Annotated in this window: 22 protein-coding genes; 6 read left to right on the top strand and 16 right to left on the bottom strand. The window is 40.0% G+C overall.

Features of this window, described 5'->3' with window-relative positions; all coding sequences use genetic code 11:
- Positions 1–32: 32 nt before the first annotated feature.
- The 4 genes from WKF66_RS03615 to WKF66_RS03600 are packed head-to-tail and all read left to right on the top strand — an operon-like array spanning position 33 to position 4,821.
- A complete protein-coding gene (locus WKF66_RS03615) occupies positions 33–1,130 on the top strand; it encodes a vWA domain-containing protein (RefSeq protein WP_489673039.1) in 1,098 nt (365 codons plus the stop codon).
- Between the two features lie 12 nt (positions 1,131–1,142).
- The gene (locus WKF66_RS03610) at positions 1,143–2,636 is read left to right on the top strand and encodes a P-loop NTPase family protein (RefSeq protein WP_489673038.1); all 1,494 of its coding nucleotides are present in this window, start codon (positions 1,143–1,145) and stop codon (positions 2,634–2,636) included.
- Between the two features lie 19 nt (positions 2,637–2,655).
- Positions 2,656–3,918 (top strand): metallophosphoesterase, encoded by a 1,263-nt coding sequence (locus WKF66_RS03605; RefSeq protein ID WP_489673037.1) that lies wholly within the window; start codon positions 2,656–2,658, stop codon positions 3,916–3,918.
- 15 nt (positions 3,919–3,933) lie between these two features.
- Positions 3,934–4,821: a UbiA prenyltransferase family protein gene (locus WKF66_RS03600; RefSeq protein WP_489673036.1), complete on the top strand. Its 888-nt coding sequence runs from the start codon at positions 3,934–3,936 to the stop codon at positions 4,819–4,821.
- On the opposite strand, the gene WKF66_RS03595 is transcribed toward WKF66_RS03600, so the two are convergent.
- From WKF66_RS03595 to WKF66_RS03585, 3 genes are read right to left on the bottom strand one after another with little or no spacing between them, the layout of a single operon-like run.
- Positions 4,818–5,510 (bottom strand): response regulator transcription factor, encoded by a 693-nt coding sequence (locus WKF66_RS03595; RefSeq protein ID WP_489673035.1) that lies wholly within the window; start codon positions 5,508–5,510, stop codon positions 4,818–4,820. The two genes, WKF66_RS03600 and WKF66_RS03595, sit on opposite strands and share 4 nt — an antisense overlap.
- A gap of 4 nt (positions 5,511–5,514) precedes the next feature.
- On the bottom strand, positions 5,515–7,182 hold the full coding sequence (locus tag WKF66_RS03590) for a sensor histidine kinase (protein ID WP_489673034.1): 1,668 nt from the start codon (positions 7,180–7,182) through the stop codon (positions 5,515–5,517).
- A 9-nt stretch (positions 7,183–7,191) separates the two neighbouring features.
- A complete protein-coding gene (locus WKF66_RS03585) occupies positions 7,192–9,087 on the bottom strand; it encodes a S9 family peptidase (RefSeq protein ID WP_489673033.1) in 1,896 nt (631 codons plus the stop codon).
- Between the two features lie 227 nt (positions 9,088–9,314).
- Here WKF66_RS03585 and WKF66_RS03580 point away from each other — a divergent pair, with 227 nt between their 5' ends.
- Entirely contained in the window at positions 9,315–11,123 is a 1,809-nt protein-coding gene (locus WKF66_RS03580; protein WP_489673032.1) for a tetratricopeptide repeat protein, read from the top strand.
- A gap of 16 nt (positions 11,124–11,139) precedes the next feature.
- Entirely contained in the window at positions 11,140–11,448 is a 309-nt protein-coding gene (locus tag WKF66_RS03575; RefSeq protein ID WP_489673031.1) for a DUF4286 family protein, read from the top strand.
- Between the two features lie 14 nt (positions 11,449–11,462).
- Here WKF66_RS03575 and WKF66_RS03570 read toward each other — a convergent pair whose 3' ends face one another.
- The 13 genes from WKF66_RS03570 to WKF66_RS03510 form a co-directional block, all read right to left on the bottom strand.
- Complete coding sequence (locus WKF66_RS03570) at positions 11,463–12,305, bottom strand: OmpA/MotB family protein (protein ID WP_489673030.1); 843 nt, start codon at positions 12,303–12,305, stop codon at positions 11,463–11,465.
- Positions 12,306–12,357: 52 nt separating this feature from the next.
- Positions 12,358–13,020: a DUF2461 domain-containing protein gene (locus WKF66_RS03565; RefSeq protein WP_489673029.1), complete on the bottom strand. Its 663-nt coding sequence runs from the start codon at positions 13,018–13,020 to the stop codon at positions 12,358–12,360.
- A 64-nt stretch (positions 13,021–13,084) separates the two neighbouring features.
- Positions 13,085–13,339, bottom strand: a complete 255-nt coding sequence (locus WKF66_RS03560; RefSeq protein ID WP_489673028.1) for a hypothetical protein — start codon at positions 13,337–13,339, stop codon at positions 13,085–13,087.
- Between the two features lie 95 nt (positions 13,340–13,434).
- Entirely contained in the window at positions 13,435–14,007 is a 573-nt protein-coding gene (locus tag WKF66_RS03555) for a DUF420 domain-containing protein (protein WP_489673027.1), read from the bottom strand.
- Between the two features lie 17 nt (positions 14,008–14,024).
- Complete coding sequence (locus WKF66_RS03550) at positions 14,025–14,738, bottom strand: SCO family protein (RefSeq protein ID WP_489673026.1); 714 nt, start codon at positions 14,736–14,738, stop codon at positions 14,025–14,027.
- The gene (locus WKF66_RS03545) at positions 14,738–15,094 is read right to left on the bottom strand and encodes a cytochrome C oxidase subunit IV family protein (protein ID WP_489673025.1); all 357 of its coding nucleotides are present in this window, start codon (positions 15,092–15,094) and stop codon (positions 14,738–14,740) included. Before WKF66_RS03545 ends, WKF66_RS03550 begins: the two co-directional genes overlap by 1 nt.
- Positions 15,095–15,119: 25 nt before the next feature.
- On the bottom strand, positions 15,120–15,827 hold the full coding sequence (locus tag WKF66_RS03540) for a cytochrome c oxidase subunit 3 (protein WP_489673024.1): 708 nt from the start codon (positions 15,825–15,827) through the stop codon (positions 15,120–15,122).
- Between the two features lie 30 nt (positions 15,828–15,857).
- On the bottom strand, positions 15,858–16,436 hold the full coding sequence (locus tag WKF66_RS03535; RefSeq protein ID WP_489673023.1) for a cytochrome c oxidase subunit 3: 579 nt from the start codon (positions 16,434–16,436) through the stop codon (positions 15,858–15,860).
- 6 nt (positions 16,437–16,442) lie between these two features.
- A complete protein-coding gene (gene cyoE / locus WKF66_RS03530) occupies positions 16,443–17,318 on the bottom strand; it encodes a heme o synthase (RefSeq protein WP_489673022.1) in 876 nt (291 codons plus the stop codon).
- An 11-nt stretch (positions 17,319–17,329) separates the two neighbouring features.
- Complete coding sequence (locus WKF66_RS03525; RefSeq protein ID WP_489673021.1) at positions 17,330–18,391, bottom strand: COX15/CtaA family protein; 1,062 nt, start codon at positions 18,389–18,391, stop codon at positions 17,330–17,332.
- 81 nt (positions 18,392–18,472) lie between these two features.
- Positions 18,473–20,368: a cytochrome c oxidase subunit I gene (locus WKF66_RS03520; RefSeq protein ID WP_489673020.1), complete on the bottom strand. Its 1,896-nt coding sequence runs from the start codon at positions 20,366–20,368 to the stop codon at positions 18,473–18,475.
- Between the two features lie 23 nt (positions 20,369–20,391).
- Positions 20,392–21,615, bottom strand: coding sequence for a cytochrome c oxidase subunit II (locus WKF66_RS03515; protein ID WP_489673019.1), 1,224 nt, complete (start codon positions 21,613–21,615; stop codon positions 20,392–20,394).
- 65 nt (positions 21,616–21,680) lie between these two features.
- Positions 21,681–22,895: a quinol:cytochrome C oxidoreductase gene (locus tag WKF66_RS03510; protein ID WP_489673018.1), complete on the bottom strand. Its 1,215-nt coding sequence runs from the start codon at positions 22,893–22,895 to the stop codon at positions 21,681–21,683.
- Positions 22,896–22,905: the final 10 nt, after the last annotated feature.

Below are 22,905 nucleotides of genomic sequence, written 5' to 3'. Positions count from 1 at the left end.
TTTTACCTTCGATAATTCGTTTATCTTCATATATGAGAGGCTTCCAGTTTTCCGATTTTGTGCCTGATGATCTGCCAAAAGGTGGGTTTGACGAACTACTAAAAATTTTTACACAACTACTCAATTATACAGCGGGGGACGCAGGGGAAGCAATTGCCTGGATGACTGAACTCGACAAGCAATACAAATTTACTAATAACACTTATGGCGTTGGTGACTTCTTTGAAGATCTGAAGGAAAAAGGATATATCAAGGAGGACCCTAAGAATGGCGACTTAAAAATTACCAGCAAAACGGAGCAGACCATCAGAAAGTCTGCTTTAGAGGAAATCTTCGGTCAGCTTAAGAAAGCCGGTAAAGGAAACCACAACAGCAATCTTTCTGGTATTGGTGAAGAAAAGAATGCAGACCGAAGAGAGTTTAATTTCGGCGACAGTTTGGATCAAATCGACATGACTGCTTCTATTCAAAACTCCTTGATCAACCATGGGCTTGGAGACTTTACCTTGACGGAGCGCGACCTTGAGGTGGAGGAAAAAGATTATAAGACGCTTACCTCGACCGTATTAATGATCGACATCTCGCACTCTATGATTTTGTATGGGGAAGATCGCATTACACCTGCTAAAAAAGTTGCGATGGCTTTAGCGGAGTTGATCAAGACAAGATACCCGAAAGACACCCTTGACATTGTTGTATTTGGCAATGATGCCTGGCCAATATCCGTAAAGGACCTCCCCTATCTTCAGGTAGGCCCTTATCACACCAATACCTTTGCCGGACTGGAGCTTGCTACGGATCTTTTACGCAGACGCAAGACTCATAATAAACAAATCTTCATGATCACTGATGGTAAGCCAACGTGTCTGAAAGAGAATGGAAGGTACTACAAAAACAGTATGGGACTGGACAGAAAAGTGATTAGCAAAACGCTAAACATGGCCGCTCAATGCAAAAGGCTGAATATTCCAATTACCACTTTTATGATCGCTCAAGATCCATATTTACAACAATTTGTGCGCGAATTTACCCAGGTTAACGGTGGAAGAGCGTTCTATAGCTCCCTTACAGGCCTCGGAGAATACATTTTTGAAGACTACATTAAGAACAGAAGAAAGACAGTACGATAACTCAACAATTAAATGGATCACATCAATATAAAAACACTTGGAGCCTTAAAAGCTTCTAACTATAAAAGCTTGTCTGTAAAAGATGAGTTAAGAAAAAACTTAATTAAGCAGTTAAGAAACAAAGAGGAGGGATTTGAAGGAATTCTGGGCTACGATGAAACGGTAATTCCGGAGCTGCAGACTGCGATCCTTTCTCGTCATAATATTTTATTGCTTGGGTTAAGGGGTCAGGCAAAGACAAGAATCGCCCGTTTATTGGGTAACTTGTTAGATGAATATATTCCATATGTTTCAGACAGTGAGATTTTCGATGATCCATTGAATCCGATTTCTTGGTTTGCTAACAACCAGATCTCTATTCATGGAGATGAAACTCCAATTAGCTGGCAGCACCGATCTGAGCGTTATACGGAGAAATTGGCTACGCCAGACGTAACAGTCGCTGATTTAATTGGCGATGTGGACCCAATTAAAGCCGCTACGTTGAAGTTAACTTATAATGATGAGCGAGTGATCCACTTTGGGTTAATTCCGAGAGCACATAGAAGTATTTTCGTGATCAATGAATTGCCAGATCTTCAGGCAAGAATTCAGGTAGCATTGTTCAATATGCTTCAGGAAAAAGACATTCAAATTCGAGGATTCAAACTACGCTTACCTTTAGATATACAATTTGTATTTACAGCAAATCCAGAAGACTATACCAATAGAGGTTCAATTGTTACTCCATTGAAAGACAGGATCGAAAGTCAAATATTGACTCACTATCCAAAGACCATCAGCATTTCAAGAAAGATCACTTTTCAGGAGGCTAAACTTACCGAAGAGCAAAAAGCTATTGAGTCGGACGGTCTGGTGAAAGATCTTGTTGAACAAGTTGCATTTGAAGCGCGCCAAAGTGAGTTCATCGATCAGAAATCTGGTGTTTCTGCAAGGCTAACGATATCAGCTTATGAAAATTTAATCAGTAGTGCTGAAAGACGAATGCTGATTAACGGTGAGAAAACGACCTCTGTAAGACTATCTGATCTTGTAGGAATTATCCCTGCAGTTACCGGGAAAATTGAGTTGGTTTATGAAGGTGAATTGGAGGGTCCTGCGAAAGTTGCAAATACGCTGATCGGCAAGGCTATAAAAACATTATTTGTCAGGTACTTTCCGGATCCTGAGAAATCTAAAAAAAGCAAAACAGCAAACCCTTACAATTTAATCACGGAATGGTTTACCGAGGGCAATACACTTGATTTATCTGACGCCCTAAGTGGTGTAAAGTATAAAAAAGAGTTGATGCGCGTTACAGGGCTATTCGACCTTGTTAAGAAGTTCCACCCAAAACTAAGTGAGAACCAGACCTTATTGCTTATGGAGTTTGTCTTGCATGGTCTAGCAGAGCATTCACAATTAAGCAAAAAATACCTTGATGGTGGCTTTGGATTTTCAGACATGTTTGAAAGTTTGTTTAACACCGGAGTTGAAGATGATGAAGATGATATTGATTTCAGATAGTTATAACTTTCAAGTTTAAATGGGCAGACTCCCTGTACTGATCTTATTATCTGTTTTCATTCTTGCATTTGACTACTACTGTTTCAAGGCAATCTTAGCGGTATTCAAAGGATGGACGTCACGAACAAGACGTCTATTTGCAATAGTATGGTGGAGTTACTCCGCCTTTCTTATTATTGGTGTTTTTGTATCCATTTTTATCACCATTCCAAGTGCATATTTAGGGATTAGATCCGTCATTTTAGTGGCTTTCTTTTTAACATTGGCCTGTAAGATTGTGTTTCTGCCCTTTCTTTTGATTGACGATCTCAGGCGCCTGTTGTTGAAAGTCAGAAACTTAGTTATCAGAGATAAAACTAGAACAGAACACGCTGTCTCGCCTGCTGACCCTATCAGCCGGTCCGCATTCCTTATTAAAGCAGGACTTATTACAGCTGCTGTACCGCTAACTTCTCTTACCTGGGGCATAGCTACCGGAGCATACGATTACAAAGTGGTACGAAAGCCGCTGATCCTGCCTAACCTTCCTTCAGCATTTGAAGGCATGAAGTTAGGCCAGATCTCCGATATACATTCTGGCAGTTTTTATAACCCCAGGGCTGTTAAAGGGGGTGTAGATATGCTACTGGCAGAGAAACCTGATCTTATCTTTTTTACAGGCGACCTTGTTAATGATATGGCCACAGAAATGCGGGACTATCAGGATATCTTCGCAAAAGTGAAAGCACCTTTAGGTGTTTATTCATCCTTAGGCAACCACGATTATGGTGATTATCATTTTGGAAAAGAAGGATCACCGGAAAAGGCCAGAAACTTACAAAATGTAATCAAAACTCATGAGCGCATGGGTTGGGATTTATTGATGAATGAGCATCGTAGGTTGAAAGTGGACGGTCAGGAAATTGGTGTCCTAGGAATTGAAAACTGGGGCATGGGTAGATTTCCTAAATATGGCAGGATGGATCTGGCAACGAAAGACACCGACGACTTACCAGTAAAGCTGCTGCTTTCTCATGACCCTTCACACTGGAGGGCCGAAGTACTACAGAAGTATCCTCAGATTGATGCCATGTTCAGCGGACATACGCATGGAATGCAGTTCGGCGTAAGAACTAAAGATTTCCAATGGAGCCCTGTTGAATACATTTATAACGAATGGGCCGGGCTTTATACTGAAAATAAACAGCAGCTCTACGTCAACGTGGGTTACGGCTTTTTAGGGTATCCCGGGAGAGTTGGAATTTTACCGGAAATAACGATATTTGAGTTAAGGCGAGCATAAAACCCGCCTGACAAAGTGCTCAAAAAGGTATTTTATTCCGTCCTCGACTTCTTGCTTTTTAGCAATCTGTTTATTGCGGTTTGCGCTGTAGCACAAGGTTTGATCACTTATCACCTTTTAAAGGTTCCGCCCGACAAATATGTATTAGCTTTTGTATTTTTTGCCACGATTGGATTGTACAATTTTAGTATGCTCCTGGCGAAGCCCAAAAAGCCAGAAGAATCGCCTTATAAGAGGGTGAGATGGATCTTCTCGCACCATCGGATGATCATCTCCATTACCTTGATTTCGATGCTATGCCTGATCCCCCTGTTTCTTCTCTACCTGAGCATCGAATCGAAATTACTAATGATTTTTACGGGATTAGTGGCTGTTGGCTACAATATTCCTTTTCTAACGCTGAACAATCAGAATATTGGTCTGAGAAACATTCCAGGCATAAAGCTTTTTTTAATTGCTATGGTCTGGGCAGTAAGTTGCGTTCTTTTGCCGATTATGGAATTGCAGCATAGTCATCAGGTTAACATCAAGCCCGGGGATACCCTGCTACTAGTTATCAAAAGGTTTTTGTTTGTTGCGGCAATAACAGTTCCATTCGATATCAGAGACCTTTTCCAGGATAAGTTATATGCACTGAAAACAATACCGGTGATACTCGGTGAAAAACGTGCCTATTTATTCTGTCAGTTTTTACTGCTGGGTTATCTCTTGTTATTGCTATTGTTCAGACAAGCAACCTATCCCGACATTGCCGCCGTGGTATTGAACTTAGCGGTAACAGGCTGGCTGATTTTTAAGTCGAACATTAAGAAAAACGAGTATTACTACTTCTTATACCTGGACGGAACGATGCTGCTTCAATACCTTTTATTAGTATTGTTTAGTATCCTCTTTACGCTCTAGGTTCCTGGATTAAATCTGTACCCAATCCCTCTAACCGTTTGCAATAACTGTGGGTTATCTGGGTTCAGTTCAATTTTCTTGCGTAATCTAACGATATGCATATCTAGCGTCCTTGTGTTTACGTCTGAATTATATCCCCAGACCACAAGCATCAGCTCATCGCGGTTAATCACTTTATTCGGGTTCCTCAAGAAATACAATAGAATTCTATTTTCTAAGATCGTCAACTCTATTTTCTTACCATTCCTGAATAAAGTATGCACATTAGGGTGGTGTTCCATATCTCCGAACCGATGGATCTCAGAACGGTCATTATTGACAAGAAATTTTACCTTATTCTCAATCATGGCAACAAGGACATCCATATTGAATGGCTTGGTAACATAGTCTGATACTCCAAAGTTGTACGCATCTATTTTGTCTACGTCCTGGGCTTTGGCCGTCATCATTATAATCAGGTTTTCAAAACCCTGCTTACGCACGTCTTCACAAACCTGCGAGCCTTCTTTGCCGGGAAGCATCCAGTCCAAAAGTACGATATCTGGTTTTTCTTCGAGTATTGCTTTTTCTGCAGCATCACCATCGCCAACTTCTAAGATATCGTAACCTTCTGCTTTTAATCGATGCGCAACCAGGAAACGAAGGTTCTCATCATCCTCAACTATCAGTATCTTAATCTCTTTAGGCATATCTTTAATCGTTATAGGGTAATACTATTTTAAACTCCGTGCCTTTATCCACTTTACTCTTCACGGTTATTTCGCCATCCATATAATTAACAAGCTCTTTACAAAATGCCAGACCGAGGCCTACACTACCATTTTGGTTATATTGATTCTGAATGCGGAAAAACTTCTTAAATATATTATTTATTTCTGAAGCGGGAATCCCTATTCCCTGATCCGTAAACCTTAAAACAACTTTTCCTTTAATAAGCTTTGCACTAATGTGTAACATCTTCCTTTCAGGTGGAGAATATTTGTAAGCATTCTCTGCAAGATTATCAAACAAGCTGCCTAAAAGTACTGGATCGGTTATGAAAGTTGTGAACCCACTAACTTCATAAGTAAAATTGAAGTCCGGATGCTTTAACCGGTGAGAGTCGATCGTACTTTCTATAAAGTCTATAATATTTACCTCATCTTCATTGAGCTTAATTGCTTTGTTCTCAATTTGAGTAAATGCAAGCAATTTGTTCATTAAGCCATTAAGTTTATCGGCTTCCTCATCCAGTATTTTTCCGTACATCTTCTGCTCCTTTTCCGTCAGTGACGCGGCGCTTTTTATATTATTACCCGCAATCTTTATCACACTTACCGGCGTTTTAAACTCATGTGTCAGGTTATTCATGAAGTCATACTGTAGCTTAAACATCTTTTCGTTGATATTCAGATTTCGGTAAATTAAATAAGCTACCAACACCACAATGCTATAAAAGCCTAATATCCCGAGTGCAAGGGGCAAAAAGTAGTTAAAGATTTCCTTGTCGATAAATGACTGTGAAGAAATGAAATACAACTTATAATCTGAGAATGGTCCCGGGAGTGTTATTTCTGTGGTGATATAAGCGGCGCCCGTTTCAAGAGGATCATAGGTAAGTGGTTCTATACGGATATGCTGGTAGAGTAACGGACGGGAGTTGATGATCTGTATTTTGTAGGGATCGAGTTGAAAAGAGAGCATATCCTGCTGGTAAACCGCCTGCGCCTTCAGCCCCTTCCTGATCATCATCTTATACGTCTTTAGGTCCTCCAGCCTGGGAATGTTCAGGTAAGTGATCTTATTGGAGCGGACATTGCTGAAATTGCTGAACAGTTCATCCTGACTTGGTGTTCTACTCGTGTCCAGACTCTCGATGTAGGTAGCAAGCTTCAAGGCAAGCGAATTAAAATCATCGCCCACAATGAAGTTCTTAGTATTATCCCTTGAGAAAAGTTCAACGGAGTCTATCGGAACCGTTGTGCCAAATTGATAGATGCTTTTAGGGCCGAAGGAAAACTTCCCAGTATTAAGTCCGTCACGAACAGGTGAATTTCTAACTTCCGAGTCATAGAATATAACTTTCGAAACGAAGGGGTATTCCAGAAGCAAAGTGTCTACGAAATTAGAAGCAGTGGCGGAGTCCAGGTACCCGTTGTAATAAGACACTTCCGGCAACTTCTTTTGAAAAAAATCGTTATAAGGCTTAATGCTTTTCTCCAGGACGTTTACTTTCTCAGAGACGAACTGATTTTCTATGAACTTGGTACTAAACCGATAGGCAAGTAACAATGATAACCCAAAGAGAACCGTCATCATAACCAGGAAAGTAAGGATCAAAGGAAAATTCTTACGGTAACCGCTCTTTTTCTCTGCAGGCATTCTATGAATTTACTTCTTTTTTAAGTTTACTTCAAGGAATTGCTCCAAAGCAGTGTAAAGTTCTTGCCGCTGCTCCATGTTTTTGCCAAACGAGAAGTCTCCATCATTCTCTAAGTAAGTTACCGGTACATTCTTTTTCTGAAGGTTCTTAACAAATTGTACTGTCTCTCCAGAATTGATGACAGGGTCCTTAATGTTTTGAGTGATAAACACAGGCTTATTGATTTTATCTACCTGGAATAATGGAGAGGAATGCCTCATCCGTTCCACATCGGTCAATGGATTGCCAATTACTTCATAATACATCTGAAGGTTAGGCTTCATGTAGGGAGGTATTGATTTGAGGTAGGTAAACAGATTTATTACTCCCGAGTTTGATGCCGCACAAACGTAATTGTGGTCCTTTGCATACAGGGCATTCAATGCAATATTGCCTCCAAATCCGGTACCATAAATCGCGATGCGTTTAGGATCTGCAATCTTCTTTGCAATTAACCAGTTCACCCCGTCTGTAATGTCATTTTGAATCTTGCAGCCCCATTGCCGGAACCCAGCGGCGGCGAATGCCTTGCCATAACCAGCAGAGCCCCTATAATTAACCTGCAGTACCGCATATCCCCTATTTGCAAGAAATTGAACCTCAGGATTGTATCCCCAGTTGTTTCTGGCACCTGGACCATCATGCGGCAATACAACCACAGGGAGCCGTTCTGCCTTCTTGTTCAATGGAAGGGTCAGGTAACCGTGAATAGTAAGACTATCTCTTGTGGTATAAGATATAGGCCTCAAAGGACTCATTTCTTCTTCTTTAATACCCGGGTTGAGGTCGTTAAGCTTTTTGAGTTTGCCCGTCCTGTAGAAGTAGAGGTAAATGGAGCCGGGATTGCGATCAGTAAAGGTTCGCACAATGAAAATATCCTCAGCTTTGTCTCTGTCGATTATTCTGCATTCCGTATTGGGCAAAAGTTTATCCAGATCTTTATAAAGCATTCTCGTGGAATCATCCAGAAAGAATTTCTCCTTCTTCTGAGACTCATAAACCACGAAGGACATTTTCTTCTTCTTACGGGAATACTGAGCGTCTGTGACATTGACGCTATCATTGCCATACAAAACCTTCAACTCCTTCCCTGTATTACAATCCAGTTCCACCAGGGCACTTTTGTCTCTATTGACATCAGAAATTGCATATATGATGTTCTGACGTTCAGGGGCAAAGGCAATAGCCCGCAAGGTGGTCTTGAAATTATTTGTAACAATAGGCCTGAAGTTTTCATTCTCGGCAGTCCGATAAAGCAAGGTTTCATTCACACCATCGCTACTAGTAGCTAACCTTAGTTTTCCATCTCCATCGGTGATCCAGTTGGTAATGTTTCCTGGGTTGCGTGCAGCCATCTCCATCTTTCCGTCTCTCACATTCAATCTATAAACGTCAAATACAGTAGAATCTCGTTTATTCGAAGAAACCATCAGATACCTATCCTCAATGAGTTGATCTTCCAGCACCCGGATTCTACTCTTTTCATTGTTAGTCAACTGGCGTTCATTGCTTCCGTCTTTATTGATAATGAAAATATCAGATCTCTTTAAAACCGGGTCAATGTCTCTGTAATAAATAAGCTCATTGCTGTTTACCCAGAAATAGAAATTAATCTTTTTACCTGCCATGCTGGTGATCTGCGAACTCTTGCCCGTGTTGACATCTTCGAGATAAAGATTTTGATCTTTTCCATCAAGCATCAGGTATGATATGTTTTTTCCATCAGGAGATATCCTATAGGTCATCCGCTCCTGTGACTTGAAAAAATCGTTTACCGGTATGATCTTGCCAGCTTTATCCTGATTACAGGCAGCCACACAAAACAACATCAATAAACAAAAGAAATATTTCTTGTATAACATCATGCTCTTTGAGGCTACAAAGTTAGATAACCCCTGCTCTAAAATTAATATTCACTAACATTGTTACCTTGACAGCAACAATGATGATTGCAATGAAATTAGTTATTTTAGGGTACATGACTAATTAATTTTGGTAACATTTAAAATACGCTTCTATATTTATCTTGTGGCAAAACTCCCGGAGTTACAGTCTAATTTCTTAATTTAGAACATCAAGAGGTCAAGCCCAGATGAAGAATCTACTAATCATTTTATTACTGAGTTTAGCAAGCAGCGTTTCTGTTGCGCAAAACACGATGGATGACGCCCTGGCTTATCAGTATTATCAACAAGGGCAATATCAGGAAGCAAGTGTTTTATTGGAAAAAATCTTTACCAGAACAAAGAACGATGCTTACTTCGACATGTACTTAAACTCACTTTTAAAGATTAAAAAGTTCGACGAGGCGGAAAAGGTGGTTAAAAAGCTGGCAAAAGACAACCCTAAAAACCTGAGTTTTAGTATCGGGCTTGCACGCATCTATCAGGAAAGGGGGCAACCGGAAGCAGCCACTAAAAAATACGCTGAAGTACTGAGTAACCTTCCGGCAGATGAATTTAAGATCCGTGATGTAGCCAACCGTTTCTATGGATTCCAAGCTTATGAACTTGCAATATCAACTTTTATTGAAGGAAGAAAGATCCTGAACAATGACAAACTATTCACCTATGAGCTCCTGAGCATTTACAGGTATAAGAAAGATAAGAATATGCTGGTACAGGAATATATATCAGCCTTAGCCTCAACCCCTGAATTATTGCTTCAAGCCCAAAGTGTGTTGGCCACCCTGTTTGAAGAAAAGTCCGACTACAGCATCCTTCAGACTGCTTTGTTAAAAAAGATCCAGAAAGAACCGGAGGTTGAAGTCTACACGAAACTGTTGATCTGGCAATACCTTCAGCAACAGGAATACGAGATGGCCTTAAGGCAGCTCATCGCCCAGGATAAAAGAATTAAAGACGACGGATCTATACTCTATACCTCTGCAAACACATTTTTAGAGAACAAAGCATATACTACCGCTATCAAAGCGTTTGAGTACATTGTAAGCAAAGGTAAGGACCATCCTTATTTCCTGCAGGCTAAAGTAGAAATGATCAATGCGAAATACCAACTCGTAGTCTCTAATCAGTTCGATAAAACGAAAATTTCGGAGCTTGCCAATGAATACAATTCAATACTGGAAGAATTTGGCAAAACAGCACGAACCGTGTTTGCATTGAGGCGCTGGGCAAATCTACAGGCTTTCTATTTAAACGATCTTCCCAAGGCAGAACAAGCGCTGGAGTCTGCATTACTTATCCCCGGACTTGCTGCAGTAGACCTGGGCCAGATTAAATTAGATCTTGGCGACATTTATATACTTACAGAACAACCCTGGGAGGCATTTTTAATCTATGAACAGGTTGCCAAGCAATTCGAAAGCCAGGCGATAGGTAATGAAGCGCATTACCGGTCTGCAAAACTTTCCTTTTATCAGGGAAACTTTGCCTATGCAAAGTCGCAGGCTGATGTACTCAAAGCCTCCACCACTCAGCTTATCGCGAATGACGCATTAAATCTAAGCCTGATCATTCAAGACAATCTGCAAACGCCACTAGATAGCAATGCATTGAAAATGTATGCAGACGCAGAAATGCTTGAATTTAGGAACCAGTCTCCCGCTGCCTTAAAGAAACTCGACAGCATTAACATCGCCTTTCCCAATAATACGCTGGCTGATGATATACTTCTGTCTAAATCCAGGATCTATACTAAAGCCGGCGACATCACAAATGCAATAGGGATGCTCAAGGAACTGGTTGAAACATACAATAGCAGCATTTGGAATGATGATGCGCTATTTACGTTGGGAGAATTATATGAGAAAAATGTCAAAGACATGGAGCAGGCTAAAACCTTTTATCAGAAGTTAATCAACGACCATCCTGGCAGTATGTTTTCAGCGGAGGCCCGTAAGCGCTTCAGAACATTACGCGGCGATAATATTGGCACCTAATTCTTATCTTTGCCAAATGCTTTTATACAATGTAACCCTTATTATTGAAGATGAAGTGGCCAATAAATGGCTGGACTGGATGCAGGAAATACATATACCACAAGTAATGGAGACCGGTATGTTTGTATCCTCACGCCTTCTAAAAGTGGTTGATTCACCCAACGAAGGGGTGACCTTTTGCGCCCAGTATGTGGCTGAAAACATGGAGAATTACAATAAGTACCAGGATGATTTTGCTCCAGTACTTCAGGCAGATCTAAACGAGAAATTTGCTAATAAATTTGTCGCCTTTAGAACCTTAATGGAATACGTAGACAGCAAATAAGAAACCCTACTCTTTTATTGCTTGATTAAATCATACAGTTCATCCAGTTTCGGCGACAGAACGATTTCTATCCTTCTGTTCTTGCTTCTGGAATCTGCATTTGTATTGGGTCCTAGTGGCTGAAATTCTCCTCTCCCTGTCGCAGTCATACGAATACTCTCTACTTTGGTTACTTCTGTTAAGTAACGAACAACGGAGGTAGACCGCAGTACGCTTAGATCCCAGTTGTCTTTAATTTGACCCAGGTTAGTAATTTTCTGCGAGTCGGTATGTCCTTCAACTGCGATGTTAATTTCAGGCTGTTGCTTCAATACTTCAGCAAGCTGCGTTAAGGCCTGTTTGCCTTTCTCATCAATTATGATACTCCCTGACGGAAATAGCAATTTATCTGTTAAAGACACATACACTTTGCCATTCCTAATCTCAACCGTTAAACCATTCTTTGTAAAGCCCAACAATGCCTGTTGAAGTTTTTCTTTCAATTGATTGGTCGCCTCATCACGCTTACGTAGAACTTCTTCAACTTCTTTGAGTCGTTGTTCACGCTTTTTCAAGTCGGCAGACAACTTATTAATTTCTGTGGAGCTATTACTTCTAAGCTTGGTATAATTGCTATCTATCTCCGAATACCTGTTTTTAAGGTCACCTAATGCAGAGCTGAGACCTGTAGTATCTTTCCTTAATCTTGCGATCAGGTTTTGAAGATCATTATTAATCAATTGCGATTCACTTAATCCCTTACTTAGGGAATCCTGCCGGGAAAGCAACGCCTTATATTTTTTAGGTGATAGGACCACGCAAGAACTGAATGCACTTGCAAGCATTCCAACGAATATAAATAGAAATATCTTTTTCATGATGTTAATTAAGGGTGTTGTTCCAGGCTGAATAAAAACAGCGCTAGCTTATTTATTGCGCAACAGCATTTCTCAAAAATAACACAAATGGCTGTATATTTTCGAAAGCACTTTTCAACTTCTCTACAATTGTGGAATTTAAGATCTCCTTATCTGTCAGTGGGTAGATGGCAATAAAACTTTTTAATTTCAGCAACTCTATTTGAGAATGGGTGATTTCATAGCCTTTGGGCGCATTCTTCAAGGTATCCTCTTTACTTAAAGCAAAGCTCTTGCTAAAGCTATCGGCGTTCAGAATCTCTACTATTTCTTCCGTATTGTAGTCAATCTCTTCTCTAATCTTTTTTAAGATAGCTGCGTCTGGCATCCAGAAACCTACGCCGAAAAAACTTTTTCCAGGTTGAAGGTGCAAATAGTACTCAGGGTTAGGAATGCCGTTAGATTTTCCATTAAAGGATATCCCAAAGTTATTCTTGTACGGATCTTTGTTTTTACTGAACCTTACATCTCGGTAGATCCTCATTAAACATTTCTTAGCAGAAGCTTCTATAGGAAAGGCCGGATCTGCTGCTGCAAGCAAGGGTATTAACTCGGCTATAAATTCAAACAGGTCCGTTCGGGAAGTCTCGTATCTGTCTTTATTCTCCGCAAACCAATCCCTGTCATTGTTTGCTGCAACATCCTTAATAAATTGTAGTGTTTCTGCTTTTATCATGCTAGGGGGTAAGAAAAGTCACTTCTGTATGCGATGTGATCACCTGCCATTTTGCTTGAAGTGATTAGCTATGCGCTGCATATGCAGGTGCCTTTTTGCGGAATTTGAAGTACCATAGGGCGCCAATTCCAGAAATCAGCAAGTAAGGTATCACCAGAAGATAAATAATACCGGTGTTAAGCCCTACGCCTTGAGTATTGCCGTTTTTAACACTTTGATCGGCACTAATCGAACACATCGAGCACTGGGCTGAAACTTGTGCAGGCATCGATACCGCACAGATTACTAATAGTAGGATAATAAAAGCTAGCTTTTTCATTCTTAGATTTAAATACCGGACACAAAGATAACAATTTGCATACTTAAATGGTTTTCAAGGTGCAATGCTCTTGTCATTATTAACGCGGTGATTCGTTAAAAATTATAGTAAGGAGATATCATCACATAAACAATCACACCGGTTACAGCTACATATAGCCAAACAGGATATGCCCAACGAACAATCTTTTTATGACGCTCGATCTGCATGCTAAAACCTCTTAAAAAACTAATAAGTATCAACGGCAACACAATTATCGCACACAGGATGTGAGTAGCAAGTATGAAGAAATAGATATATCTGGTGGTTCCAACAGCTGCCAGCTCTACCTGAGAGAGTACGCCATTATGGTCCATATCTCCAAACTTCGTGTCTTTCTCATACAAGTGAAACACAATGTAGAAAATCAGAAATATTGCGGATAATATGAAGGTGATAATGTTAGTGATCTTATGCGCCTGTATATTCTTACGTTTAATAAAGATTAAAGAGATGATCAGTAATACTGAGCAAATAGCATTTATTCCGCCAATAATGTGAGGAAATAAATAGATGAATGAAGGTGTTGGTTGTGGAGGAGGAACTACTTTTAGCGCGATTACGACTAGTAATACAAATGCAGTAACACCCCAAATTAATTTTAGAAAAAACTTATCGTTCAAAGTCATAGTTTAGTATTAGGCAATTAACGCCCGTCATGTATGTTTCTTAATTCTTCTGCCAGAAGAACTTTAATCTCATCGTCAAGCTTAGACAACGCTTCTTGTGTAGTGGCTTCGTAGTATCCACGAATCCTATGATGCGTATCCAGCAACACAAACAAATTGCTATAGGTAAACTTTTTCTTACCTGCCACCTTTTCTTGTAGCGCGTCAACTAGTAATCCTTTATTAATGAGGTCGTAGATCTGAGTGCTATCGCCAGTTGCCATATCCCATTTGCCGGCCACCGCTTGTTGCTTTTTAGCGTAGTCGGCAAGTACATCTGGTCGGTCCGTTACAGGATCAATACTTAAACTAAGGAAGTGTATTGCCTTGTTTTTCTCGTAAGTAAAGTCGAATGCATGCATGGCTTTATTAGCGAAATTCACTGCATAATTATTTCCCTGCGTGTAAAATAAGTTCAGTATTAAAAGCTTACCCTTATAGCTTGCAAAGCTTATCGAATCTCCTGCCTGATTTACTAGCTTGAAATCCTTTACTTCGTGATAAATGGTATCAGGAATTTGCTTACCACGAACGGAATGGAAGGTAGCAGCCACTTGCTTTGGACCGTAAATGTGAAGAGGCCTGTAGCGATTCTTACCTTTTTCCTGCAGTAGATAATATAAAAATCCTGGTACCGCTAATATGGTGACCAGGATTAAAATCTTTTTTATAGAAGTACTTTTGCCCTTCATTAAACCTTAGGCATGTGGTCATTAAGGTAGCCACCTTCGATCATCATTAGGACAATAAAGTAGCAGATGAAGACAAAGGAAACAATCAGTGTAATCTGAAGTCCTTTTTTCTCAAACTTAAGGTGCATAAAGTAAGCAACGATGTAAAATGCTTTCAATAAGGTTAATGCGATATAAATATAGTTACCTACTTTTTGAGTTAAATACCCGTTAGGAATAAGCCATAGCGCGATGATAAATTCAACAACGGTAATCAACAAAAGAATCCCGAAGACCTGCCAAATTCTACCTACTGATAAACCTGCATGATCGTCGTGTTCGTGTCCTTCAATGGTATGTGAATGATTTTCTGACATGATATGATATATTATAAAATGGTAATTAAACTAGATAGAAGAATGTAAATACAAACACCCATACTAAATCCACAAAGTGCCAATACAAACCAACTTTTTCAACCATTAAATAGTGTCCTCTTTTTTCGAAAGTCCCATTTATAGTCATACACAAAATGATGATGTTGATGATTACACCGCTAAATACGTGGAACCCGTGGAATCCTGTGATGGTAAAGAACAAGTTAGCGAACTGCTGCGCAGAAACCTCAGATACTGGTCCGTTGAAAAACTGTGCCAATTCTGCTTTTTCAGGAATTTCTCCCCAATGAAAGCCTTCGTGGAAAAGGTGAGTCCATTCAATAGCCTGACAGCCAAGGAACATAAAACCTCCAATGATAGTTGCTATCATCCATCCAATTACTTCTTTCTTTGACCTTCTATGTCCTGCCTCAACAGCTAACACCATAGTAACAGAACTCATAATTAGAATAAAGGTCATGATACCTACGAACACCAAGGGTGCTCCATGTTCCATTACGCCCGGAATAGATTGAAAAACCTTATCTGGTGCTGGCCATGCGCCTTTCGAAAAACGTTGTGCCCCGTAGTAGATCAATAACGAAGAAAAAGTGAAAGCATCAGAAACCAGGAAAAACCACATCATGATTTTACCATATTCTAACGACCATGGTGAGCGACCACCACTCCAGGGAGTAGTTTTTACCTGATCTAATTGTGATAATGAACTCATTTCGTAAATAGTAATAGTTTGTTAAAAAATCTAACTGTTCAAAAGTAAAAAAACATACAGATATATCCATAATATATCTATAAAATGCCAGAAAATTGAAGCGATTTCCATCTGGTAACTCCGCTTCTCTAATGACGCCGTTATGTAAGTCCCATACAATGCATTTAAGAGGATACAAATACCTGCGAAAATGTGCAGCACATGGAAACCTGAAACCACATAAATTAAAGATATCGCTGCGTTGTTGTTGCTAAAAAAAGCGCCGGTTTGCACCATGCTTGACCAGGCATCCACTTGCATCACACCAAATACGATTCCTGCCAGGATTGTTGCTCCAAGCAAAATTCTTTGTAATGAAACATTCCCAGCCTTAAAAGCTCTAGATGCTAAAAATAACATCACACTGCTCAAAAGCAGAATTATTGTGCTGTAAATGAACATTTCCGGTAGTACCAGTCCATGTCCCTTACCCTTTGATGCAGAGAATACAATATAGTAACTCGTCCAGCCACCAAACATAATCGTGGAAGAAACCACGAAAAGCCAGATGACGAACTTTTTGGCCTTAAACTCAAGACCCATTCCTTCTTGTTTAATGGATTGAACCATAACTATCTATTTAATAAAATCAAAAAATAAAACCAATTGAACCAAAGGCAAATAAAAGAAAGAGCAGAACATCACTTTTCTTGCACTTGGAATATCTTGCTTTGCCACCAATACTAAAGCATAGTAACTAAAAAGCACACCTGCAAGGATAGAAACAGCAGCAATGTAATACCCACCGAAACCATACCAAACTGGTAATAAACTAACAGGAATTAGAATTAATGTGCTTAGAAAAACAAACCAGGCACTAATAGTATCCCGTTTTGTTGTCGGTAACAACCTAAAACCTGCTTTTTTATAGTCGTCATCCAACACCCAGGCTATTGCCCAGAAATGTGGAAACTGCCACACAAACTGGATAAGAAATAATATAACCGCTATCTTGTCAATCCGGCCATGAGCTGCCACATAACCAATCAGTGGTGGCAATGCACCTGGTATTGCACCCACAAAGACCGCAATGGGCGACTTACGCTTCAGCGGCGTATACGCAAAGGCGTATAAAAATATCGAGAAAACAGATAGTAACCCAGTTTCAATATTCAACTTGCCTAGTAGCCAGGTGCCAACTAATCCCATTACCAAACCAGATACCAATCCTTGCCCGGTCGTCATATGACCTGCAGGCATGGGCCTGTCTTTAGTTCTCGTCATCAATTTATCGAGATCGACCTCAATTACTTCATTAAAACAATTTGCTGCGGAAGTAACCAGGAATCCTCCAGCAATGAGAATCAACCATTTCGACCAGTCTATGCCATACATTACTCCCTCAATCGGAACCTTAGATCCAATCAGGAACGTAACAGACGCAGAGAAAACGACCAGAAAGGTTAATCTGAATTTTATGAGCTTCGAAAAATCTGTTAAAAACTGTTTCAATATGATGTTAATTATGTCCTTTGTTCATAAGTACTTGTGCGATAAATCAGCAAATACAAGTAATACTGAAGACTAAATAAGGTGGTCGAAAATAAAATATGCAGTGCTTGTGCATATGGAGGCAGAGCAAAGTTAGATAATATCAGTCCTGTTCCAACCTGAATAAGCAATACTATGCCGACAGAGTTTCCGATCAGTAAGGCCTGCTTACCGCTAAACTTATCTTTAACCTCCTTGTATACCCAAACATTCAATGCCAATACTAATATGGCTAAATCCCTATGATAAGAAAAAACCTTTCCAACTTCTGCTAACCACGTCTCCCTCTGGGCAAATGCAAGCCGCTTAGATATCGCATCTACAGCTTCTCTAACTTCCGTTCCTAATACAATCTGCAGAATACTTACTGCAATAGTAGACAGTGTTAATAGTTTCAACCAGCCTATATTCGCCACCACAATAGCCGGTTTAGTGCCGAGTGAAACCGCGTAATGATAGGTATAGATCAGTATTGCTAAAATTACCAGGGCCAACAGCATATGAATGGTCACCACCCAGGCTAATAAATTCGTTGAAACTACTATTGATCCCAACCAAGCTTGAAAACCAACAACGATTAGGTTAACCACACTCAAGATGATGATTCTGGTTGCAGACCTCTTGTACACAAAAGAGAAGATCACCAGTAAGAGCAAAAGCGCACCAGTAATCGCCCCCATTAATCTATTTAGGTATTCCGTCCACGTCTTGGCGACGTTGAAAGTCTCTGGTACTAAAATAGATTGGTCATGGCGAATGCTATCCGCTATTTCAACTTTACCCATACGGTCAAGAACCTTCGCAAAACGTTCGTTTTTAGCTATCCGTTCTGCAACATACTTTTCTTTGTAGTTTGTAGGTAATTCAGAAACTGAAGTCGGCGGGACATACTGATCAAAACACTTTGGCCAATCCGGACAACCCATACCGGAACCGGTACTTCGGACGATACCCCCTGCTAATATGAGCAATAGGGTGACCACGATAGTAAGAAGGTTAAGCCTGATAAATCTCTTTTCAGATTTAGAAACCATGGGTGTTCTTGGTTAAAAAAATAAGGTATCTGGTGTAAGTATTCACCTACCGCAGATACCTTACCTTATTATAACTGTTAACTAGTCGATTTTTGTTCCATTTGCTGTCTCTACAGCATGATTCTCTTCCCAATCTCTTTGGATACGTTCTGATTCAGAGTTTCCTTCAAAGTCATGAGGCATGTTCGAGGTCATCGTTTGAGAGAAAGGTATGGTTTGAGGAATGAAGTCTTCTTCAGCACCTGGCTTGCTATAGTCATATGGCCAACGATAAACTGTTGGAATCTCGCCTGGCCAGTTACCATGTAAATGCTCAACTGGAGTAGTCCATTCTAAGGTATTTGCTTCCCATGGATTTTGAGGAGCTACCTTACCTTTAAATATAGAATAGAAGAAGTTAAATAAGAATGCCACTTGTGCCAATGCACCCATAATTGCAGCCCATGTTACAAACACATTCACGGTAAGCCATTTCTGCATAAACTCAAATTCAGTAAAGGCATAGTAACGACGTGGTACACCATCTAAACCTAAGAAGTGTAACGGGAAGAACACAAGATAGGCAGAGATGAAGGTTAACCAAAAGTGAAGGTAACCCAGTTTGGCGTTCATCATTCTTCCAAACATTTTAGGATACCAATGGTAAACACCGGCAAGCATACCAAATATTGCTGCAGAGCCCATTACCAAGTGGAAGTGGGCAACTACAAAGTAGGTATCATGTAAGTTAATATCTAAAGCTGCATTCCCTAAGAAGATCCCGGTTAAACCACCGGAAATAAAGAACGAAACCAAGCCAATAGCGAACAACATTGCAGGAGTAAACCTGATATTACCTCTCCACAGTGTAGCCAAATAATTGAAAGTTTTTACTGCGGATGGTACAGCAATAATCAATGTGGTGATCATAAATACACCTCCCAGCAATGGATTCATTCCCGTAACAAACATATGGTGACCCCATACAATGAAGGACAAGATGGTTATACCTATCAAGGAGTAGATCATGGCATGGTAACCGAAAATAGGCTTCCTCGAGTTCACTGAGATAATTTCGGAAGAAATACCCAGAGCTGGCATAATTACAATATACACTTCGGGGTGACCCAGGAACCAGAATAAATGTTGCCAAAGTATTGGAGATCCACCTTCATTAGGAAGAACTTGAGTACCAATAACAATATCGGATAAATAGAAACTGGTACCAAAACTACGGTCAAATACCAATAACACTACTCCTGCAACTAATACAGGGAAAGATAGAATACCTAAAATAGCTGTTAGGAAGAAAGCCCAGATGGTCAATGGCATTTTCCACAGATCCATACCTTTTGTACGCATATTTAACACAGTACTCACGTAATTGATACCCCCCATCAAAGAAGAGGCAACAAAAAGAACCATACTGATCAACCAAAGTGTCATACCTAGTCCGGATCCTTTAATCGCAGTTGGTAGTGCAGATAATGGCGGATAAATAGTCCAACCAGCACTTGCAGGCCCCGTTTGAATAAAGAAGGAACTCATCATGATCACGCAGGCAGAAAAGAAAAACCAGTAGGATAGCATGTTCAAAAATGGCGAAGCCATATCACGTGCACCAAGTTGAAGTGGAATAAGTAAATTACTAAAAGTACCGCTTAAACCCGCTGTAAGTACAAAGAATACCATAATGGTACCATGTATAGTAACCAATGCAAGGTAAAAATCTGGTTGAATCCTTCCGCCAGCGGCCCACTTTCCTAGAAATGTTTCTAGTAATGGGAAACTTTTATCAGGCCACGCAAGTTGCATACGGAACAAAATTGACAGTCCCATTGCAATTACAGCCATAATAATTCCCGTAATAAGGAATTGCTTAGCAATCATTTTATGATCCTGGCTAAAGACGTACTTCGTTATAAAAGTCTCTTTGTGATGTCCATGATCATCATGGTTATCGTGGTTATGTGTATCGTGTAATGATATAGTTGACATAATGTGCTATTCCAGTATTGTAGTTAGTTTGAAGCTATTTGATTTGTTGTTGCAGTTGTGTCAGCGGGCGTAGCGGCCGGAGCAGGGGTTGCCACAGGCAGATTAAATTGCTTTCTAAGATCGTCAGTAACATAAGTGCCTTGTTCTGTTATCCAGGCATTATACTCTTCCTGAGATACAACTCTTACTTTTCTCTGCATGTTATAGTGTCCTGCGCCACAAATCTTAGCACAAAGAAGAACGTATTCAAATTTCGGATCATTCGTCTTTACTTTCATATCAGCAGATGTGATCGTCGGCGTAAATTCAAAGAATGAAGTCATACCAGGAACAGTGTTCAGCTGAACCCTGAAGTGCGGCATGTAAAAACTATGAAGAACATCTTTACTGGTCAGAATGAAACGAACCGGTTTGTTAACTGGAAGGACAACCTCGTCAGCAATCTGATCATCTAAAGCATTCGCATCCTTTAAATCAACACCCAACGCGTTGTTACCATCAATTAGTTTATAGTTTTTAATCCCTACAATACCATCCGCTCCTGGATAACGAATTGCCCAGGCAAATTGTGAAGAAGTAACCTCAATGCTCAAAGGCTTGTTGTTAGGATCTTTAATCTTATAAAATATGGATCTCCAGGTTAAGAAACCCATCAAAACCAACACTGTAAGAACTAAAGCCGGAACAATCGTCCAGATTCTTTCTAACGCATTGTTATGTGGATAGTAATAAGCCTTTCTTTTGCCTGTGTTTTTGTAGAAGTAAGCAAAAGCGAATAAAACGATATGTGTAGCAATAAAAACAATAGTAGTAATGATCAATGTGATGTTGAACATGCTATCAATCTTCTTACCATGTTCTGAAGCCGCTTCTGGCAAGATCATGTTACCATGTACTGTATATTCCCAGTAAACACCGTATAAACCTACCACAAGGAAGATTACGAACAAGGTACCGTTAACAACATTCCAGTTGATCCCTTCTGGTTTATCCTGAGCCTCACGCGTTAACTCATATACCTTAAGTGCTTTTCCAACAATCGCGATAAAAAGACATAGCGTTAAAAATCCCAGAACATAAAAGGCAGCCGTTTTGTAAACCGGGCCCATATCAACTGGCTTATCAGCGGTGGCAGCAGCAGCACCGGCTGCAGCTTCCTGCGCAAAAGCAGACGTGTTAGCAAAGGCTGTTACAATCACTGCTAGTGCCGCTATTGTTTTACTATGTATATATTTTCTTAAACTCATTTCTTTAAAAGTAGTAACACTGTATTTCTACTATACTATTAGTTATTTATCTATCTAATCACCAATTACAAATGGTGATTTAAACTTTCTTGTAAAAACGGATGGTTCTTCGCTATTAAAGGCGTTTTACTTAGAGAGCGCAATACCGTAAAGGTAAACAATCCAACGAAACCAATAGCAGTACCAATCTCAATGATGCCAAATCCATGGTGCTCTTCTACTGTACCTGGCATAATCATTTGGTAGTAATCTACCCAGTGACCACACAAAACAATAATAGATACCGTCAGCAGTATATTTTCGTGTCTTTTATTATCCCTATCCATTAACAATAAAACAGGAGCTAAGAAGTTTAATACCAAGTTCAGATACCACCAGAACTCAAAGCTCTCCCATCTTTTATAAAAGTATACCGTTTCCTCAGGCATGTTCGCATAGTAGATCAACATAAACTGAGCAAACCAAACGTAAGTCCAGAATATAGAGAAACCAAATATGAATTGTCCTAAGTTGTGTAAGTGACTGTTGTTTACCCAGCCCATATATCCTGCTTTCCTTAAAAGGATGATGATGATTGCTATCGTAGCCAAACTACTAACCCACATTGCAGCGAAATTATACCAACCGAACATCGTTGAAAACCAATGTGCCTCTAAAGACATTATCGTATCGAAAGCAAATATTGGCGTAGTGAAACCATAGATCACAAGGAATATACAAGAATATTTAAAACTCTTTGTGTAGGAGGTTAAGCCTCCTGCCAAATCTTCGTTGCTGGAAAGCTTGCTTAAAAGCAATGCAAAGAAGCTATATACTCCAAGGAACACGACCTGACGTGCCATGAAAAAAGGCACATTCAAGAAGGCAGATTTACCTTCAATTAAACTATCGTAGTTTGGATCACCTTTAACGGTCAGACCAGGTGCATTCCAATGATGATACAAATTATGTGTGTAAAGACCAGCGCCTATAACTACTAACAAAATGACAACCGCGATAGGAAGTGTTTTTGCCATAGCCTGAGGTACGCGAAGAATAGATGCCGACCAACCTGCCTGTGCTACAAATTGAACAGCCAGAAAGAAAGCGCCGGACATACAAACGCAAGCGAAATAATAAGCCATAAGTAACAAGTTTGCAAAAGTACGCTCATGAAGCGCCTCTGCAGAAAAGCCATATCCTATAGAAAGTACGCCTAATACAATGGCGACGATACTTAAGGTCTTTGCTTTACCTGTAAACTCAAACTGCTCAGTTAAATTATAATTATGAGTTCCCATTTATTTCTTC

The sequence above is a fragment of the Pedobacter sp. genome, from assembly GCF_037719805.1.
Taxonomy (GTDB): Bacteria; Bacteroidota; Bacteroidia; order Sphingobacteriales; family Sphingobacteriaceae; genus Pedobacter.
Note: the sequence above shows the minus strand (reverse complement) of the source record. Positions and strands in the feature narration are given on the sequence as shown.

Coding starts and splice junctions, on each gene's coding strand:
- WKF66_RS03575 (WP_489673031.1), top strand. CDS start 11,140: ATGCTTTTATACAATGTAACCCTTATTATTGAAGATGAAGTGGCCAAT.
- WKF66_RS03555 (WP_489673027.1), bottom strand. CDS start 14,007: ATGACTTTGAACGATAAGTTTTTTCTAAAATTAATTTGGGGTGTTACT.
- WKF66_RS03535 (WP_489673023.1), bottom strand. CDS start 16,436: ATGGTTCAATCCATTAAACAAGAAGGAATGGGTCTTGAGTTTAAGGCC.
- WKF66_RS03595 (WP_489673035.1), bottom strand. CDS start 5,510: ATGCCTAAAGAGATTAAGATACTGATAGTTGAGGATGATGAGAACCTT.
- WKF66_RS03560 (WP_489673028.1), bottom strand. CDS start 13,339: ATGAAAAAGCTAGCTTTTATTATCCTACTATTAGTAATCTGTGCGGTA.
- WKF66_RS03590 (WP_489673034.1), bottom strand. CDS start 7,182: ATGCCTGCAGAGAAAAAGAGCGGTTACCGTAAGAATTTTCCTTTGATC.
- WKF66_RS03550 (WP_489673026.1), bottom strand. CDS start 14,738: ATGAAGGGCAAAAGTACTTCTATAAAAAAGATTTTAATCCTGGTCACC.
- WKF66_RS03605 (WP_489673037.1), top strand. CDS start 2,656: ATGGGCAGACTCCCTGTACTGATCTTATTATCTGTTTTCATTCTTGCA.
- WKF66_RS03615 (WP_489673039.1), top strand. CDS start 33: ATGAGAGGCTTCCAGTTTTCCGATTTTGTGCCTGATGATCTGCCAAAA.
- WKF66_RS03515 (WP_489673019.1), bottom strand. CDS start 21,615: ATGAGTTTAAGAAAATATATACATAGTAAAACAATAGCGGCACTAGCA.
- WKF66_RS03565 (WP_489673029.1), bottom strand. CDS start 13,020: ATGATAAAAGCAGAAACACTACAATTTATTAAGGATGTTGCAGCAAAC.
- WKF66_RS03525 (WP_489673021.1), bottom strand. CDS start 18,391: ATGGTTTCTAAATCTGAAAAGAGATTTATCAGGCTTAACCTTCTTACT.
- WKF66_RS03570 (WP_489673030.1), bottom strand. CDS start 12,305: ATGAAAAAGATATTTCTATTTATATTCGTTGGAATGCTTGCAAGTGCA.
- WKF66_RS03540 (WP_489673024.1), bottom strand. CDS start 15,827: ATGAGTTCATTATCACAATTAGATCAGGTAAAAACTACTCCCTGGAGT.
- WKF66_RS03520 (WP_489673020.1), bottom strand. CDS start 20,368: ATGTCAACTATATCATTACACGATACACATAACCACGATAACCATGAT.
- WKF66_RS03610 (WP_489673038.1), top strand. CDS start 1,143: ATGGATCACATCAATATAAAAACACTTGGAGCCTTAAAAGCTTCTAAC.
- WKF66_RS03545 (WP_489673025.1), bottom strand. CDS start 15,094: ATGTCAGAAAATCATTCACATACCATTGAAGGACACGAACACGACGAT.
- WKF66_RS03580 (WP_489673032.1), top strand. CDS start 9,315: ATGAAGAATCTACTAATCATTTTATTACTGAGTTTAGCAAGCAGCGTT.
- WKF66_RS03585 (WP_489673033.1), bottom strand. CDS start 9,087: ATGATGTTATACAAGAAATATTTCTTTTGTTTATTGATGTTGTTTTGT.
- WKF66_RS03510 (WP_489673018.1), bottom strand. CDS start 22,895: ATGGGAACTCATAATTATAATTTAACTGAGCAGTTTGAGTTTACAGGT.